Annotated in this window: 15 protein-coding genes and 1 riboswitch; of the genes, 7 read left to right on the top strand and 8 right to left on the bottom strand. The window is 71.5% G+C overall.

Translation table 11 applies throughout. The features are described from left to right. Positions 1-16: 16 nt before the first annotated feature. Positions 17-2,497 carry a DNA helicase PcrA gene (gene pcrA, locus H293_RS0114690; RefSeq protein ID WP_020118622.1) on the bottom strand — a complete coding sequence of 827 codons (2,481 nt, stop codon included), beginning with the start codon at positions 2,495-2,497 and terminating at the stop codon, positions 17-19. Positions 2,498-2,970: 473 nt separating this feature from the next. Then, a riboswitch (cyclic di-AMP (ydaO/yuaA leader) is annotated at positions 2,971-3,140 on the top strand. Positions 3,141-3,148: 8 nt separating this feature from the next. Between pcrA and H293_RS0114685 the strand changes: the two genes are divergently transcribed. Together H293_RS0114685 and H293_RS0114680 are read left to right on the top strand one after the other, a co-directional pair. Beyond that, positions 3,149-4,282: a C40 family peptidase gene (locus tag H293_RS0114685; protein WP_020118621.1), complete on the top strand. Its 1,134-nt coding sequence runs from the start codon at positions 3,149-3,151 to the stop codon at positions 4,280-4,282. Between the two features lie 124 nt (positions 4,283-4,406). Then, complete coding sequence (locus H293_RS0114680; RefSeq protein WP_028807850.1) at positions 4,407-5,390, top strand: tellurite resistance/C4-dicarboxylate transporter family protein; 984 nt, start codon at positions 4,407-4,409, stop codon at positions 5,388-5,390. On the opposite strand, the gene H293_RS0114675 is transcribed toward H293_RS0114680, so the two are convergent. Then, positions 5,368-5,721, bottom strand: a complete 354-nt coding sequence (locus H293_RS0114675) for a hypothetical protein (RefSeq protein ID WP_020118619.1) — start codon at positions 5,719-5,721, stop codon at positions 5,368-5,370. The two genes, H293_RS0114680 and H293_RS0114675, sit on opposite strands and share 23 nt — an antisense overlap. Before the next feature lie 454 nt (positions 5,722-6,175). Here H293_RS0114675 and H293_RS0114670 point away from each other — a divergent pair, with 454 nt between their 5' ends. After that, a complete protein-coding gene (locus tag H293_RS0114670) occupies positions 6,176-7,237 on the top strand; it encodes a C40 family peptidase (protein WP_020118618.1) in 1,062 nt (353 codons plus the stop codon). An 18-nt stretch (positions 7,238-7,255) separates the two neighbouring features. Here H293_RS0114670 and H293_RS0114665 read toward each other — a convergent pair whose 3' ends face one another. Both H293_RS0114665 and H293_RS0114660 read right to left on the bottom strand, forming a co-directional pair. Next, positions 7,256-7,981, bottom strand: coding sequence for a LuxR C-terminal-related transcriptional regulator (locus H293_RS0114665; protein ID WP_007384162.1), 726 nt, complete (start codon positions 7,979-7,981; stop codon positions 7,256-7,258). Then, positions 7,978-9,270, bottom strand: coding sequence for an ATP-binding protein (locus tag H293_RS0114660; protein ID WP_033415423.1), 1,293 nt, complete (start codon positions 9,268-9,270; stop codon positions 7,978-7,980). Before H293_RS0114660 ends, H293_RS0114665 begins: the two co-directional genes overlap by 4 nt. Positions 9,271-9,448: 178 nt before the next feature. On the opposite strand from H293_RS0114660, the gene H293_RS0114655 reads away from it, so the two are divergent. Then, positions 9,449-10,972: a PspC domain-containing protein gene (locus H293_RS0114655; protein WP_020118616.1), complete on the top strand. Its 1,524-nt coding sequence runs from the start codon at positions 9,449-9,451 to the stop codon at positions 10,970-10,972. After that, positions 10,959-11,228 (top strand): hypothetical protein, encoded by a 270-nt coding sequence (locus H293_RS0114650; RefSeq protein WP_020118615.1) that lies wholly within the window; start codon positions 10,959-10,961, stop codon positions 11,226-11,228. Before H293_RS0114655 ends, H293_RS0114650 begins: the two co-directional genes overlap by 14 nt. 83 nt (positions 11,229-11,311) lie before the next feature. On the opposite strand, the gene H293_RS0114645 is transcribed toward H293_RS0114650, so the two are convergent. Together H293_RS0114645 and H293_RS0114640 are read right to left on the bottom strand one after the other, a co-directional pair. Next, positions 11,312-11,842, bottom strand: coding sequence for a DoxX family protein (locus tag H293_RS0114645; protein ID WP_020118614.1), 531 nt, complete (start codon positions 11,840-11,842; stop codon positions 11,312-11,314). Positions 11,843-11,961: 119 nt separating this feature from the next. Continuing rightward, complete coding sequence (locus tag H293_RS0114640) at positions 11,962-13,251, bottom strand: hypothetical protein (protein WP_028807849.1); 1,290 nt, start codon at positions 13,249-13,251, stop codon at positions 11,962-11,964. A 232-nt stretch (positions 13,252-13,483) separates the two neighbouring features. On the opposite strand from H293_RS0114640, the gene H293_RS0114635 reads away from it, so the two are divergent. Continuing rightward, entirely contained in the window at positions 13,484-14,383 is a 900-nt protein-coding gene (locus tag H293_RS0114635) for a DUF4429 domain-containing protein (RefSeq protein ID WP_020118612.1), read from the top strand. A gap of 34 nt (positions 14,384-14,417) precedes the next feature. On the opposite strand, the gene H293_RS0114630 is transcribed toward H293_RS0114635, so the two are convergent. Continuing rightward, a complete protein-coding gene (locus tag H293_RS0114630; protein WP_020118611.1) occupies positions 14,418-15,191 on the bottom strand; it encodes a class II aldolase/adducin family protein in 774 nt (257 codons plus the stop codon). A 151-nt stretch (positions 15,192-15,342) separates the two neighbouring features. Between H293_RS0114630 and H293_RS0114625 the strand changes: the two genes are divergently transcribed. After that, positions 15,343-15,810, top strand: a complete 468-nt coding sequence (locus H293_RS0114625; RefSeq protein ID WP_020118610.1) for a pyridoxamine 5'-phosphate oxidase family protein — start codon at positions 15,343-15,345, stop codon at positions 15,808-15,810. 3 nt (positions 15,811-15,813) lie between these two features. On the opposite strand, the gene guaA is transcribed toward H293_RS0114625, so the two are convergent. After that, positions 15,814-17,391 carry a glutamine-hydrolyzing GMP synthase gene (gene guaA, locus H293_RS0114620; protein WP_020118609.1) on the bottom strand — a complete coding sequence of 526 codons (1,578 nt, stop codon included), beginning with the start codon at positions 17,389-17,391 and terminating at the stop codon, positions 15,814-15,816. Positions 17,392-17,506 lie beyond the last annotated feature (115 nt).

Raw genomic sequence — 17,506 nt, 5'->3', positions numbered from 1 at the left:
CCAGCCCCCTTCGGAGCTACAGCTTCTCCACCGGCGCGTACCGCAGCAGCAGCCGCTTCGGCTTCGCCTCCCCGAAGTCGATCGTCGCCTCGGCGTTCGCGCCCGTGCCCTTCACCCCGACCACCGTGCCCAGACCGAACTGGTCGTGGGTGACCCGGTCGCCGACGGCCAGGGACACCACCGGCTTCTCCGCGCTCCTGCGCGTCGCGAAGCCGGACGCGCCCGACGCCGAGGAGCGGGACCGGGACGAGGACAGCGACGCGGCGACTCCCGAGACCGGCCCCGCCGGAGCGCCGACCGCCCCTGTGCGCTTCCAGTCGACGTGCTGCGCCGGGATCTCCTCCAGGAAGCGGGAGGGCGGGTTGTACGACGGCTGCCCCCACGCGCTGCGCAGGGAGGACCGGGTCAGATACAGCCGCTCACGCGCGCGCGTGATGCCGACGTACGCCAGGCGCCGCTCCTCCTCCAGCTCCTTGGCCTGGCCGAGGGCGCGCATGTGCGGGAAGACGCCGTCCTCCATGCCGGTGAGGAAGACGACCGGGAACTCCAGGCCCTTGGCGGTGTGCAGGGTCATCAGGGTGATGACGCCGGAGCCGTCCTCGTCCTCGTCGGGGATCTGGTCGGAGTCGGCCACGAGCGCGACCCGCTCCAGGAAGTCGGAGAGCGAGCCGGACGCCTCTTCCTCGCCGGACTCCTGCTCGAACTCCAGGGCCACGGCGGCGAGTTCCTGGAGGTTCTCGATGCGGGTCTCGTCCTGCGGGTCGGTGGAGGCCTGCAACTCGGCGAGATAGCCGGTGCGTTCGAGGACGGCTTCCACCACGGTCGCCGGGCCCGCGCCGGACTCGACGATCGTGCGGAGCTCCTCCATCAGGACGTTGAAGCGCTTCACGGCGTTGGTGGAGCGCGCGGCCATGCCGTATGCCTCGTCGACGCGCTTGAGCGCCTGCGGGAAGCTGATCTTCTCGCGCTGGGACAGGGCGTCGATCATCGCCTCGGCGCGGTCGCCGATGCCCCGCTTGGGGACGTTCAGGATGCGCCGCAGGGGTACGGAGTCCTCGGGGTTGGCGAGGACGCGCAGGTAGGCCAGGACGTCCCGGACCTCCTTGCGCTCGTAGAAGCGGACGCCGCCGACGACCTTGTAGGGCAGGCCGACGCGGATGAAGACCTCTTCGAAGACACGGGACTGTGCGTTGGTGCGGTAGAAGACGGCGACATCGCCGGCCTTCGCGTCGCCCGCGTCCGTGAGGCGGTCTATCTCGTCGGCGACGAACTGCGCCTCGTCGTGCTCGGTGTCGGCGACATAGCCGGTGATGCGCGCGCCCGCGCCCGCGTTGGTCCACAGGTTCTTGGGGCGGCGGGACTCGTTGCGCTCGATGACGGCGTTGGCGGCGGTGAGGATCGTCTGGGTGGAGCGGTAGTTCTGCTCCAGGAGGATCGTCGTCGCGTCCGGGTAGTCCTCCTCGAACTGGAGGATGTTGCGGATGGTCGCGCCGCGGAAGGCGTAGATCGACTGGTCGGCGTCACCGACCACGCAGAGCTCGGCGGGCGGCAGGTCGTGCTCGCTCGGCGGTACGTCCACGGGGTGTTCGGAGGTCCCGACCAGCTCCCTGACCAGGGCGTACTGCGCGTGGTTGGTGTCCTGGTACTCGTCGACGAGGACATGCCTGAAACGGCGGCGGTAGTGCTCGGAGACATCGGGGAACGCCCGGAGCAGGTTGACCGTCGTCATGATCAGGTCGTCGAAGTCGAGGGCGTTCGCCTCGCGCAGGCGCGACTGGTACATGGCGTAGGCCTGGGCGAGGGTCTTCTCGAAGCCGTCCGTGGCCTGGGCGGCGAAGTCCTCCTCGTCGATCAGCTCGTTCTTCAGGTTGCTGATCTTGGCGCTGAAGGACTTCGGCGGGTACCGCTTGGGGTCGAGGTCCAGGTCGCGGCAGACCAGCGCCATGAGGCGCTTGGAGTCGGCGGCGTCGTAGATCGAGAAGGAGGAGGTGAACCCGAGCTTCTTCGACTCCCGCCGCAGGATCCGCACGCACGCGCTGTGGAAGGTCATCACCCACATCGCGTTCGCGCGCGGGCCGACGAGCTGCTCGACGCGCTCCTTCATCTCGCCCGCGGCCTTGTTGGTGAAGGTGATCGCGAGGATCTGGCCCGGGTGGACATTGCGCTCGCCGAGGAGGTGGGCGATGCGGTGGGTGAGCACCCGGGTCTTGCCGGAGCCGGCACCGGCCACGATGAGCAGCGGGGTGCCGGAGTGCACGACGGCCGCGCGCTGGTTCTCGTTCAGCCCCTCCAGGAGGGCGGCCGGGTCCACCACCGGGCGCGGGGCTCCGTCGCGGTAGTAGGCGTCCCGGTCCGGGGGCACGTCGAACTTCCCGCCGAACAGGTCGTCCGGAACCTGCTCCGGTCCGTGCTCGTCCTCGGGCGGCGGCGGTTCTTCCCCGTGGGCCCGAGGGGCCTGGAGGTCCGCCAGGAAGCTGTCGTCAAAGAGGCTGCTCATCGCTCTCCGAGTCTAGGGTGCCCCACTGACACACCGCCGCCGCCCTGAGAACATCCACCGGTATCAACAGCCGATGATCTTCCGGACCTGCCCTCCGGCACCCCCGGACGCTGTCCGCGACCGACCGGGCCGAGAGGCGGGTCCGGCCGCCGCAGGGCCGACGGCGACGCCCGCCGGGAACGGCACCCGCAGGTTGGTGCGCTCGCCCCGCGAGACCTTGGTCACCACGGCACGGCCGTCCCGCACCGCCTTACCCGTCACCCGTCACCCGTCACCCGTCACCCGTCACTCCCGGAGGAAACAGACCCAAATCATCACAGTTCACCCCGGGTTGGCCACGCGCGGCGACGCCTGGGGACCAAGGTCACGAAAATGTATCGGGCATATCGAACATCAACCTTCACACGGGCCACACCGGTTGGCTACCGTTCCGGGCAGGCCGTACGACCCCCTCCGGCGAACCTCGCCGGGCCGCACGGCCTCCGCCGAGTCCGCAGCGCCGCCGCGCGCCCGGAGCCGGGGACCCACCGAACCCGGGGTGAATCGGCCGACTCCCACGCAGGGAAGGGCCGTAGGGCAAACCTTCCGAAGCACCTCGCCCGAACCCGACAGCTAACCCGGTAGGCGGAGCACGGGAAGGAGTCGCCTCCCTTGGCGTCGCACCGCAAGTCGCGTCCCGTCGGTACGCGCGTAGCAGGCATACGGACCCCGGCCCTCGCGACGGCCGCCCTCACCTCCGTGGCCCTGCTGTCCCAGTCGGCGAACGCCGCGCCGGCCGATGACAGGCCGAGTCTCGAAGAGGTCGAGAAGAAGGTCGACGACCTCTACCGCCAGGCCGAGTCCGCGACCGACAACTACAACGCCGCCAAGGAGAAGACCACCAAGCAGCGCAAGCAGGTGGACACGCTCCTGGAGGACGTCGCCCAGCGCACCCAGAAGCTCAACGAGGCACGGGAGGAACTCGGTTCCTTCGCCGCGGCCCAGTACCGCACCGGCGCCGCCGCGCCCGGCACGGCGACGTTCCTGCTCGCCGACACCCCGCAGGACTACTTCGACCAGACCCAGCTGATGGGCCGCTTGACGAGCCGCCAGAAGGGCGCCGTCGACGACTACGTCTCCGAGCAGTCCACGACGATGAAGAAGCGCCAGGAGGCCTCCCAGAGCCTTCGGACGCTCACCGAGACGCAGAGCGACCTGAAGACCGCCAAGGCGACCGTCCAGAAGAAGCTCGCCGACGCGCGCGAGCTGCTGTCGGAGCTGACCGCCCAGGAGAAGGCGCGTCTCGCGGCGATCGAGCAGCGCAAGCAGCAGGAGGCGGCCCGCAAGGCGGCGGAGCTGGCGCAGCAGCAGGCGGCGGCGGAGAAAGCCGCGCAGGAGGCCACCGCCCCTCAGGAGAGCACGTCGACGGCGCCCGACTCCTCGTACGCCACCAAGGCCGCCAAGGCCATCGCCTTCGCCCGCGCGCAGGTCGGCAAGCCGTACGTCTGGGGGGCCACCGGCCCCGACTCCTACGACTGCTCAGGGCTCACCCAGGCCGCCTGGAAGGCCGCCGGCGTCGACCTCCCCCGCGTCACCTACGACCAGGTCAACGCCGGCACCACGGTCTCCCTGGCCGACGCGCAGCCCGGTGACCTGGTCTTCTTCTACGACGACATCAGCCACGTGGGCCTCTACATCGGCAACGGCATGATGATCCACGCCCCCAAGCCGGGCGCGTACGTCCGTGAGGAGTCGATCTACTACGACGGCGAGTCGGGGATCCACAGCGTGGTCCGCCCGGCCTGAGGACTCGGGCTCTGAGGACCAGGGCTCTTCGGCCGGTCGCTCAGAGCCCGCACTCGCGTGCATTTCCCCGCACGCGCGTGCGCGCCCCGCTCGCACGGCGCGGGGAGCTTCCTAGCATCGACCCATGCCCGCTCCCTCCCCCCACTCCCCCCTGCGCGCCTGGTGGACACGGCGCCCGCCCGCGGCCGGGGCCGCCGTGATGGCGACCGGCATCCTGTCGGTCGGGCTCCATCTGGCCGGCCACGAGACGCTGTCGCGGATCGCCCTGGTGATCGGCTGCGCGGCCTGGCTGGGGCTGGCCGCCGAGTTCGCCGCAGGACTGCTGGGGGAGCGCGCGCGCTGGGCCGCGGACGCCGGGACACCGGGCGGCCTGACGGCCGTGGCGGCGACCACCGTGCTCGGCATCCGATTCTCCGCGCTGGGCCGGCAGACCCTCGCCGAGGCGCTGCTGGCGCTGTCCGCGCTGCTGTGGCCGGTGCTGACGGTGCTCGTCGTGCGGCACTGGAAGCGGAAGATGCCCGGCGGGGTGTTCCTGTGCTGTGTGGCCACCCAGGGCCTCGCGGTCCTGTGCGCCACGCTCGCCGCGGCCGAGTCGGCGGCATGGCTCGCGCACACGGCGCTCACGTTGTTCTGGCTCGGCCTGGTCCTCTACGGCGTCGCGCTCTACCTCTTCGACCTGCGCCAGGTGCTGGTCGGACCGGGCGACCAGTGGATCGCGGGCGGCGCGCTCGCCATCTCGGCGCTCGCCGGCTCGAGGCTCCTCGCCGCCGAGAGCACGCGCCTGTACCTGTGGAACGACGACGACCACGGCGTCCTGCGCGCGGTGACCGTCGCCTTGCTGGTTCTCTCTCTGGCCTGGTACGTCGTCCTGCTGGCGGCCGAGTGCGTACGGCCGCGACCGCGCTACGACGTACGCCGCTGGGCCACCGTGTTCCCCATGGGGATGACGGCGGTCGCGACCCTGTCGGTCCCCGCCGCCGCGGACGTGCCGTGGCCGCGGACCCCGGGTGAGGTGCTGCTGTGGATCTCGGTTGCGGCCTGGCTGGCCGTCGCCGCTGGGGCGGTCGGCTCCGCCCTCGCCGCCGTCAGGTCCACAGCACCGCGATGAAGACATTGGCCGTGGTCAGCGCGCCGACCAGGCCGAACAGCCGCTTGTCCACCGTCTCGTCGTCCCGCTTCACATAGACGAGGCCGAGGATCACGATCAGCAGGGCCAGCTTCACGCCGATCTTGATGTTGTTGACGTGTTGGTCGTCGGCCTGGTTGAGGCCGACCAGGATCACCCCGGTGACCAGCATGGTCGCGGCGCCGTGCAGCATCGCGGGGACGAAGCGGGCGGTGCCCCGGCCCATCGCCTTCATCTGGGTGAGGAAGCCGCCCAGCAGCGAGGCGATGCCGATGATGTGCAGGCCGACGAAGAGATGGATGAGTACGTCCATGAGGCCGGAGCCTATGCCGGGGCCCCAGGGACGCTCGCACCGGCCCCTGGAGCAGATCTTGCATATATGCGCCCTATAGCACTCCCCGCCCGTCACGGCTCCTGGAATCCGGAGTTCGGTCACCGCCCCGCGCGAAGTCGACGGCGGCACCCCGGCAGCACGGTCACCTTCGATCACCCGGCGGTCCCCTGACGGCAGTTCCGCACAACCCGTCACCTCTCGGACACGGTCAGGTTTAGCGTCCTCCACCAGGTGACCGGCTCCCCACCGCCGCCCGGGCCAGGGGCGGCAGTCGGCCACCACCGCCGAGAAGGTCCGGCGGCGGCCCGCTCCCCCTGTGCAGGCCGTCGCCGGACGCGCACACCGCCCCGGGCGGTCGTACGGCCGCTCCCCCCTGGCGTTCGTACGTCCCGAGTCCGGGGCGGACGAACGTACGAAAGGACGTGCAGTCCACGTGGCAGCGCACCGCAAGCCCCGCAGGCGCTCGGCCGGCGGCCATACGGTCCGTACGGCAGCGACGATCGCCCTCGCGGGGGCCGCGACCGCGACGGGCTTCGACGGGATCGGACACGCCCAGCCGCAGCTCACCCCGGCCCAGGTCAAGGCGAAGGTGGACCAGCTGTACCAGGAGGCCGAGGCGGCCACCGAGAAGTACAACGGCGCGAAGGAGCAGGCCGAGGCGGCCGAGAACCGGCTGGACGGCCTGCGGGACGAGGCGGCCCGCAGGACGGAACAGCTCAACGAGGCGCGGGACGCGCTGGGTTCGATCGCCGCGGCGCAGTACCGCGGCGGCGGCCTGGACCCTGCGATGCAGCTCGCCCTGACCGACGACCCCGACCGGTACCTGGACAGCGCCGAGTTCGTCGAACGGGCCGGTACCCGCCAGGCCGCCTCGGTGGCGAACGTGCGCCGGCAGCTGCGGGAGATCGAGCAGTTGCGCGGGGCCGCGCACATCGAGCTGGCCTCGCTGAAGTCGCGCCAGGCGGAGCTGAAGCGGCACAAGAAGACGATCACCGGGAAACTGGGCGCGGCCCGCAGGCTGCTGTCCCAGCTGCCGGCCGAGGAACGGGCGGTGCTCGGCGGCGACGGGGACCGCGCCTCACGGGCCACGACGGGCGCACGCGAGGAGCTGGCGACCCCGGGCGCCGCCACTACGGAGGCTCCCAACTCCCGTGCCGCGGCGGCCGTCTCCTACGCCTACGCCAAGCTCGGCAGCCCCTACGTATGGGGCGCCACCGGCCCGGACGCCTTCGACTGCTCGGGCCTCATCCAGGCCGCCTACCGCTCCGCGGGCATCTCCCTGCCCCGCACCACCTACGCCCAGATCGACGCCGGGCGGCGGGTCTCCCGCTCCGAGCTCCTCCCCGGAGACCTGGTGTTCTTCTACTCGGGCATCAGCCACGTCGGCCTCTACATCGGCAACGGGCAGATGATCCACGCCCCGAACCCGTCGGCTCCGGTGCGGGTGGCACCGATCGACCAGATGCCGTTCGCGGGCGCCACGCGCGTGGTGTGAGCGCGAGCGGTACCCGCGTCAGACCAGTCGGCGAGCCGTCGCCCACCGGGTCAGCTCATGACGGTTCGACAGCTGCAACTTCCGCAGCACCGCCGAGACATGGGACTCGACCGTCTTCACCGAGATGAACAGCTGCTTGGCGATCTCCTTGTAGGCGTAACCGCGCGCGATGAGCCTCAGCACCTCGCGCTCGCGCTGGGTGAGGCGGTCGAGGTCCTCGTCGACCGGCGGGGCGTCGGTGGAGGCGAAGGCGTCCAGGACGAAGCCGGCCAGGCGCGGCGAGAAGACCGCGTCGCCCTCCTGGACGCGGAAGACGGAGTCGACGAGGTCCGTGCCGGTGATCGTCTTCGTCACATAGCCGCGCGCACCGCCCCGGATCACTCCGATGACGTCCTCTGCCGCGTCCGAGACGGACAGGGCGAGGAAGCGGACGGGCTGCTCGGCGTCGGCCATCAAGGGCGCGCACCGGCGCAGCACCTCGACCCCGCCGCCGCCCGGGAGATGGACGTCGAGGAGGACGACCTCGGGACGGGTCGCGGTGATGACGGTGACGGCCTGGTCGACGTCCGCGGCCTCCCCGACGACCTCGACACCGGTCTCCTCGGTCCGGCCGATCTCGGCCTGGACGCCCGTACGGAACATGCGGTGGTCGTCGACGAGGACCACGCGCACGTGCCGCTCTCCCGCGCCGCCGGCCGGCGTCGGCTCCACGGGTTCGGTGTTCGCCTCGGTGGGGTCGCTCATGACGTCTTCTCCGCCCTCTCCATCTCCAGCTCGACCTCCGTGCCGCCGCCCGGCACCGCACGCAGCCGGGCCGTGCCGCCATGGCGCTCCATGCGGCCGATGATCGATTGTCTGACACCCATCCGGTCGGCGGGTATCGAGTCGAGGTCGAAGCCGGGGCCGCGGTCCCGCACGGACACGAAGACCTTCCTGCCCTCGACTTCGGCGTACACCTGTACGGCCCCGCCCTCGCCACCGTACTTGGCGGCGTTGACCATCGCCTCACGCGCGGCCTGCATCTGCGCGCCGGTTCTCTCGTCGAGCGGGCAGTCGCCGACGACCACGACCTCGATGGGGACGCCGTGCTTGTCCTCGACCTCGGCCGCGTTGCGCCGCACGGCGTCGGCGAGGTCGGTGGGTTCGTCGGCCTCGTCCTTGCCGGTGCCCTCGGGTTTGTACAGCCAGGTGCGCAGGTCGCGCTCCTGGGCGCGGGCGAGGCGGCGCACCTCGCTCGCGTTCTCCGCGTTGCGCTGGATCAGGGTCAGGGTGTGCAGCACCGAGTCGTGGACGTGGGCCGCGACCTCCGCGCGCTCCTGGGCACGGATGCGCATCAGGCGCTCCTCGGAGAGGTCCTGGGTCATGCGGACGAGATACGGCCCCGCGAGGAGCGTTATCCCGACGAGGACCGCGAGGGCCGCCTGGAGGACGGAGCCGAGGTGGGCGGCGGAGCCCTGGAGGACGAAGACCCCGGTGACACCGGCGGTGACGAGGAGGACACCGCCCGCGGCCCTCAGCAGGCTCAGGGTGCGCCTGCGGCGGCCGACCTCCATCCAGCGGGCCCGGCGGGCGTTGTCCGCCTGGCGCCAGACCAGGGCGACGCCCGCGCCGACCAGGACGGCGGGCCAGAGGTAGGCCTTCGCCCCGTTGCCCACATTGACATTGCCGACGAAGACCATGGCCACGACGACCATGAGCAGCAGGGCCACGATCTGGCCCTTGTCGGGGCGGCGGGCGACCAGTCTGCGGCGGCCGTCCGGTGAGGTCTCGGTGGTGACGAGGGCCGGGGGCCGCTGCCCACCGACCCCGCCGACGCCGAGCGGCACGAAGAACCAGAACGCGGCATACAGCAGCGCACCGAGCCCGTCCGCCATGAACAGGCCGACGAAGACGAGCCGCACCCAGATCACGGGCAGCCCGAGATGCCCCGCGAGCCCCCGCGCCACACCACCCAGCCAGCGTCCGTCACTGCTGCGGTAGAGCTTGCGCGGCGGCCGCGGTTCGACGAGGGGCGCTGCTGCGGCTTCCGGCATGGCATCGATGGTCACACGACCCGGGTGCGCGGGCATCAGGGTTGGCCCCCGAGACTCCCCTGATCTTCGAACGGCGCGCCCTCCGAACGCTTCCCCCGCCCCTCTCAGGGCCGATATCAGGGTCCGGCCAGGGTCGTTCCGACTCCCGTCACGCCTCCCGGCCCGTCACCATGGACCCATGACAGATCACCAGCACGCCGCGGGCGCCGGATCCGGCGGAGGACCGGACCCGGGCACCGGCCCCGGCGCGGGCACGCCCGCCGGCACCGGCGACGCCTCGCGCGCGCACGGGCGGGCGGGCACACGGCAGGAAGGAGGCACACCGGCTGACCCGCACCCCGAGCCCCTCGGGCGCCGGACGGCGACCGACGCCCCCGCCCCGCCCGCCGCCACCCCCCAGGACACGGCCACCCCCGAGGACGTGGCCGCGGCCCCCCTGCGCTTCCGGCGGGACCGGCGGCACAAGCTGCTCGCCGGGGTGTGCGCCGGACTCGGGCGGCAGTGCGACATGGACCCGGTGATCTTCCGGATCACGCTCGCCGTGCTGTCGGCGACCGGCGGCATCGGGCTCATCTTCTACGGCTTCGCCTGGCTCTTCGTCCCGTACGAGGACGAGGACGAGAACGAGGTGCGCAAGCTGCTCACCGGCCGGGTGGACGGCCAGGCCCTGACCGGCGTGCTCTTCGCCCTGGTCGGCTGCGGGGTGTTCCTCACCATGCTGAGCAACACCAGCGTGCTGACCTTCGCCGTGGTCCTCTCCCTTCTCCTCGCGGGCGCGGGGTACTGGTCGCGCAACCGCGGCACCCCCGACCCCGACCCGCTCGCCGCCCAGGCCGTCGCCGACGCCCCGCCGGAGGCCCAGGCCCCGCCGGTGCCCGCCGGCTACCCGTCCTGGTGGCGCGACCCCATCGTCAAGGACGGCACCCACGTCGGCGGCACGGGCTATCTGTGGGGCCCGAGCGACTCCCGCGACCGTGACATCGCGGCGGCCGTCAACATCGGCCGGGGCGTCTCCTGGAGCCGGGGCGAGGACATCCGTGCGGCCCGGCTCCCGGCACCGAAGCCCCGCGGCCCCCGGTGGATCGGCGGCTGGGTCTTCCTGCTCGCCCTGCTGGCGGGCGGCCTCGGCACCGGAGCGACCTGGGAGGACCACGCCCTGGGCACCAGCCTGCAGACCGGTCTGTCCTGCGCGCTGATCGTCCTGGGCCTGGGCATAGCGGTCAGTTCCTTCCTGGGCCGCACCGGAGCGGGCTCGATCCTCCTGGCGATCATCACAGCGGGCCTGCTCGCCACGTCGGCCGCGCTCCCGAAGGACATCACCACCCGCTGGGTCCGCACGAACTGGACACCGGCAGCCACGCAGACGATCCACCCGCACTACGAACTCGGCACCGGTGTGGGCACCTTGGACCTGTCCCGCGTCGATTTCGCCAAGGGCCGGACGGTGACCACCGAGGCCGAGGTCGGGGTGGGGCGACTGGTGGTGATCGTGCCGCCGGACGTGACCGTGAAGGCGGTCATCGACGTGGGAGTGGGCGACATCCAACTGCCGGGCGACGACCAGCGGGACGTGGACGTGGCACCGGGCAAGCGCAAGGAGATCACCCTGAAACCGGCCTCGGGCGCCAAGAACACCGCCACCCTCGACCTCGGCCTACGTGTGGGCATCGGCCAGGCGGAGGTGAGCCGTGCTGCGTCATGAGTTCCGGCCGGGAAAACTGGTCGCCGGCCTCTTCCTGACCGTCGCGGGCATCACCTACGCGGGGGACGCCGGCGACGCCTGGGACACCCCGTGGTTCGCGGTGATCCCCATGGTCGTGGGCGGCCTCTGCCTGGCGGGCGTGGTGGGCCTGCTGGCCCGGGCCGTGCGCAACCGCCGCGACAGCCGCCGTACGAGCACACCACCGGAGGCAGACCGGACGCCGCCCCAGCCACCCGTGCCGCCCGTGCCGCGCTGAGCCCGCGATCACTGATCACTGAGCACTGAGCACGGGCAGGACGGCTGAGGAAGGCGTCCCACCGGTGGCTCCGCCGACCGGAGCTACCGGTAACCTCCCGCCCGCTGCCGTCGTCGGGAGCGCAGGGCGGCGTCCACGGAGAACGCGGAGGCGCCCGCGAGCACGAGGGGCAGCCAGGCCATCAGGTAGGCGAGGTCGTTGCCGTAGTAGTAGGGATCGGACGCCCAGCTCACGGTCAGCCACAGGCTGAGCGAGATCAGCGCACCGCCGAGCGCCGCCAGGCGGGCGAGGATGCCGAGCAGGGTGCCGATACCGACGGCGAGTTCACCGAAGGCGATGGCGTAGCCGAAGCCGACGGGGTTCTTCAGGGACAGGTCGACCAGTGCGGGGATGGCCGAGGAGTCCCGGACGCTGCGCATCATGTCGCCGATGGAGCCCGAGCCGGAGCTCTTCATGAAGGCGCTGTCGGTCAGCTTGTCCAGGCCGGCGTAGATGAAGGTGACGCCGAGGAAGATGCGCAACGGCAGCAGGGCGTACTGGCCGAGGCTGTCACGCCAGGTTCGTTCTTCGTTGTAGTAGGGGGTGTGCGTGTCCGTACGAAAACCGTGAGTCATCGCTTCGAGCCGCCTCTCACCAGCGAGCCGAGACCCCTCACCAGACCATACGAACGAGGGGGCGGCAATGCTCAATACGACAGCGAGTTTCCGCGCCCGTCAGGACGCGGCCTCTGCCCTCAGTCCGTCACGTCGATGGCGTACCGGTTCGTCTCCGCCCCGGCAGCCGTCACCACCTGCACCTCCACCCGCCCCGGCTCCACATCCGCCGGTACCGGCACGGTCAGCACCTCGTCCGTGGGGTTGCTGAATCCCCCGGCCACCGGCACCAAGGGCACATGGACGTTGACCGGCCCGATCCGCACCACCATCCGGGACAGCCGATCCGCGCGCTGCGCCCCCGGCGGCACGAACCCCGCGCCCCGGATCTCGATGTCGTCCCCGGTGCGGATGGGCCCGTCCAGGTCACCCGCCTCACGCGACCGCACCACGGAGAGGATCACCGGCCGCCCGCCCTCCGCGTACTTCCCCGCCACATAGGTTGCCGCGGACACCAGCACCACCACGGCCAGTCCCCACGGCAGATCCGGCAGTTGGTCCGGCCGCCGGGCCAGCCGCACAGCCGCGAACAGCAGGGCGACCCCACCGATCACGACGTACTGGATGTCGGCGAAGGTCCCGCGCCCGGAGTCGTCCGTGAGCAGGTCGGCGGCGCGGGGCCGGTCCGCCCGCACCTTCTGCAGCCGCTGCCCGAGCACCCGCAGCCCCACCACCCGCCGCACCAGCACGGCGATCGCGCACACCACGGCGAGCACGGTCACGACCCCCGCGCCCCGGGCCAGTTCGAGCCCGGAGATCAGTGCGTCCCGCTCACGGCTGTCGGAGGCCGCGGCCAGCCGGGCCACCAGCACCAGCACGGCGTAGGCGACGAACAGCACCCATGCCACCGCGACGGCCCGCGAGGTGGACAGCCGGTTGTCCTCACCGATGACCGGAGCGAGCACCCCGCCCCGGGCCCGGTGGAACCAGGACGCGGCGGTCAGCGAGGCCGCGACCGCGAGCGCCGCCACCAGCCCGGCCGTACGCGCCGCGGTCCACCCCGCCCCGATGGCCGTCAGCGCCTGGACGAGGAGCAGCACCACGACAGCGGCCCACACGGCGAACGCGGTACGACGCCACAGCCGCGCGAGCCAGGCGGCCCCCTCGGCGCGACCCCGCTCGGCCACCGCCTCGGCGGACTGGGTCAGTTCCTCGGAGACCCACTGTCGGGAGGCCGACGCGGAGTGCGCGACGGCCGCGGGCAGGCCCTGCCCGGCGGCGAACTCGTCACGCTTGAGGAGGAACGCGGCCACCGCCCGCCGATGACCGGCCCGCGCCCCGTGCGGACAGTCCCCGCAGCTGCAGCCGCCCTCGTGCGCACCGTTGGGCACACCTCCGGCCGCGCTCTGTCTCGCTTCCTGCACCGCCACGCCCGACGCCCGCCTTCCCACGATTCCTGATTCCCTGGCCCCACATGACCTCACGGCCGACCGGCCGCACCACCCGCGAACGCCTCGCGCCCCACGCCCCGGAGAAGCCCCGGACAACTCCCCCGTGATGTCAGCGAATTGTGCCCTACAGCACACCGCCCCCGTCCGGCAGGTGTGGTCAGCGCGGGTGAAGCCGGGCCCGCCGTGTTGACCCGGCTGCGAGAATTTCCGTATGGCCGAGATCATCCAGCGTGACGGGACCTGGGCCTTCGACGGCACAACGGTCAGGATCACACCGGGACTCCACCGCTCCGTACCGCTCTTCCGGCAGACGTACGGCGAGGTCGCCGTGCCCCTGGAGGCCGTCGCGGGCGTGGCGTTCGAGCCGGAACGCAGGCGCGGCCGGCTGCGGATGCGGCTGCGCGAGGGCGCGGACCCCCTGCTGCACGCGACCGGCGGACGTCTGCCGGACCCGGCCGATCCGTACCGCCTGCTCGTGGACGTCGACCGCGCCGGGGTCGCCGAGTACATGGCCGAGGAGATCCGCCACGCCCTGCTCCTCGACCAGATCCCGAAGGAGCCGACGAAGACGTATCTGCTGCCCGGCCCGCCGGTCCCGGTCTCGGTGCGTTCCTCCGACGGCACGGTCTCCTTCGACGGCACCCAGGTCCGCATCGACTGGGCCGACACCTCCGACCGGGTCAAGCGGGCGACCGGCCCGCGGATCATCGACGTGGGCGACCTCGTCCAGGTCGAGTGGCTGCCCAACTCCGGTTACGAGGACGGTTTCATGCGGTTCGTGACCCGTGAGACGTCCTTCTCGAAACTGCCGCCGGAGAAGGACCCGTACGCCCTCGACCTGTGGGGCAGCACCCGCCGCGACCTGCTCACGGCCCTCGTCGCGACGGCGGTCACGGCCCGGCTGCCGCACCCGTCCACCCGCGGGGAGCTCGCGCACGGCGACGAACGCGCCCACCGCCCCCGGCTGGCAGCGGCCGCCGTTCCCCCGTCGGCCGACCATCACGACGTGCTGCTCCGCAGACTGCGGGAGTTGGGTGAGCTGCACCGCGACGGGGTGCTCACGGACGAGGAGTTCGCGAGGACGAAGGCCGCCGTACTGCGGGGCTTTTAGCTCATACGGGTACCTTTCAGCTCATACGGGGGGTCTAGCTCAGCAGGTCCGGTTCGCTGCGGCTGATGTCCTGCCACGTCGGTTGGTAGTTGATCCACGCCACCAGGTCCCCGCCCAGCTGTTCCCGGGTCGCCACCGCGGCCCGGTGGTCGATGAGCACGGGGCGTCCCGCCGCCCGGGCCAGCAGCTGCACCTGGCTGGAGCGTTCCATCGACAGGAACCACCAGGCGGCCGCGTCCACCGAGTCCCCGACGGTCAGCAGGCCGTGGTTGCGGAGCACCAGCGCCTTGCGGGAGCCGAGCGCGGCGGCGATCCGGCGGCCCTCGTCGGCGTCGACGGCGACCCCGGTGTAGGCCTCGTACAGGGCGTGGTCCTCGTAGAAGGCGCAGCTCTCCTGGGTGATCGGGTCGAGGAGCTCGCCGAGCGCGGACAGCGCCCGCCCGTGCACCGAGTGGCAGTGGGCGACGGCGACGACATCGGGGCGGGCTGCGTGCACCTGGGAGTGCACGGTGAAGGCCGCCTGGTTGACGTGGTAGCGGCCGTCGAGGACCTGCCCTTCGGAGTTGGCGAGCACGAGGTCGCTCACGGTGACGTGCTTGAAGGGCATGCCGAAGGGGTTGACCCAGAAGCAGTCGGTGAACTCCGGGTCGCGAGCGGTGATGTGCCCGGACACCCCGTCCTCGAAGCCGAGCCGGCCGAAGATCCGCAGCGCGCCGGCGAGACGCTCCTTGCGGTGCCGGCGTTCCTCCTCGACGGAGTCGTGCATCGGCGGCATCGCGAACTGGAGCTTCTCGGTGGGCAGCGGCATCGGCGGAGTGGGCCCGAGGGGCGTCCCGTGTTGCGTCACGGGGCGGAAGTTACCGTCGGGCGGCGCAAGAGAACAGAGGTGGTTTGTAAAGATGACGCACACAGCGGATACCTGACAGAAGATGTCGCATATCGACGCCAGACTGCCCGATATGAACTGGGCAGATTTCTCCGCCACGGAGCCCGACCTCGCCAGGACGGTCGAAGACCGCTTCGGCGCCTTCACACACCACACCCTCGCGACCCTCCGCAAGGACGGCTCCCCCCGCACCACCGGCCTGGAGGTCCGCTTCCTGAACGGCGAGCTCTGGCTTGGCATGATGCCGGACTCGCTCAAGGCGCGAGACCTGCGCCGGGACCCGCGTTTCGCGCTCCAGGCGAATCCGGGGGAAGGCACCGGGATGGGCGGCGGCGACGTACGGATCGCGGGGCGGGCGATCGAGGTCGAGGACTCCGCGGCCAAGGCCGGATACACCGAAGAGGTGGAACCGCCGGAGCCGTTCCACCTCTTCCGCACCGAACTCACCGAGGTCGTGAGGACCTACGTCGAGGACGACACGTACCTCGTCGTCCAGTTCTGGCGGCCCGGCGAACCCCTGCGCACCCGAAAGCGCGCGTAGGGCCTACTCCCACTCGATCGTCCCCGGCGGCTTCGACGTCACGTCGAGCACCACGCGGTTGACGTCGGCCACCTCGTTGGTGATCCGCGTCGAGATCTTCGCGAGGACTTCGTACGGCAGTCGCGACCAGTCGGCCGTCATGGCGTCCTCGCTCGACACCGGGCGCAGGACGATCGGGTGGCCGTAGGTGCGGCCGTCGCCCTGGACGCCGACGGAGCGGACGTCCGCGAGCAGGACCACCGGGCACTGCCAGATGTCGCGGTCGAGGCCGGCCGCGGTGAGCTCCTCGCGGGCGATGGCGTCGGCGTCGCGCAGCAGGTCCAGGCGCTCCTTGGTGACCTCGCCGACGATGCGGATGCCGAGGCCGGGGCCGGGGAACGGCTGGCGCTGGACGATCTCGTCGGGGAGCCCGAGCTCCTGGCCGACCATCCGCACCTCGTCCTTGAACAGCTTGCGCAGCGGCTCGATCAGCTGGAACTCGAGGTCCTCGGGAAGGCCGCCGACATTGTGGTGGGACTTGATGTTGGCGGTGCCGGTGCCGCCACCGGACTCGACGACGTCCGGGTAGAGCGTGCCCTGGACGAGGAACTCCACCGCCGGACCCTCGTCCGCGATGATCTCCGCCTGGGCCTGCTCGAAGACCCGGATGAACTCCCGGCCGATGATCTTCCGCTTCTCCTCGGGGTCGGAGACACCCTTGAGCGCGGTCAGGAAGCGCTCCTCCGCGTCGACGACGACCAGCTTCACGCCGGTCGCGGCCACGAAGTCCTTCTCGACCTGCTCGGTCTCGCCCTTGCGCATCAGGCCGTGGTCGACGTACACGCAGGTCAGCTGGGAGCCGATGGCCCGTGCGACCAGGGCCGCGGCCACTGCGGAGTCCACACCGCCGGAGAGACCGCAGATCGCGCGCTTGTCGCCGACGCGCGAGCGGATCTCGGCGACCTGCTCCTCGATCACATTGCCGGTGGTCCAGTCCGGCTTCAGACCGGCGCCCCGGTACAGGAAGTGCTCAAGCACCTGCTGGCCGTGCGTGGAGTGCATGACCTCGGGGTGGTACTGGACGCCGTAGAGCTTCTTCTCGTCGTTCTCGAAGGCGGCGACCGGGACGACGTCCGTGGACGCGGTCACGGTGAAGCCCTCGGGGGCGGCGGAGCAGGCGTCGCCGTGGGACATCCACACCGACTGCTCGTCCGGGGTGCCCTCGAACAGGGTCGAGCCGGACTTCGAGACGTGCAGGGGTGTACGGCCGTACTCACGCGCGCCGGTGTTGTCGACGGTGCCGCCGAGGGTGGTGGCCATCAGCTGGAAGCCGTAGCACATGCCGAAGACCGGGACACCGGCCTCGAACAGCTCGCGGTCCAGGCGCGGGGCGCCCTCCGCGTACACCGACGAGGGGCCGCCGGAGAGGATGATCGCCGCCGGGTTCTTGGCGAGCATTTCCGCGACCGGCATGGTGCTCGGCACGATCTCGCTGTAGACCCGGGCCTCGCGGACACGGCGGGCGATGAGCTGGGCGTACTGCGCACCGAAGTCGACGACCAGGACGGTGTCGGGGGCGGCGGCGGGGTTCGCTGATGACACGGGTTGCCTTCCGGCGGTGAGCGAGGTGTGTGTGGTAGCGAGTCTACCGGGAGCCGCGGGGCCGGATCGGGGCCTGGCTCGTCTCAGGATGCGAGCCGGCTTGGACACTCCCCGA

This window comes from Streptomyces canus 299MFChir4.1 (assembly GCF_000383615.1).
Classification (GTDB): domain Bacteria; phylum Actinomycetota; class Actinomycetes; order Streptomycetales; family Streptomycetaceae; genus Streptomyces; species Streptomyces canus_C.
This window is presented reverse-complemented; position numbering and strand designations above follow the sequence as displayed.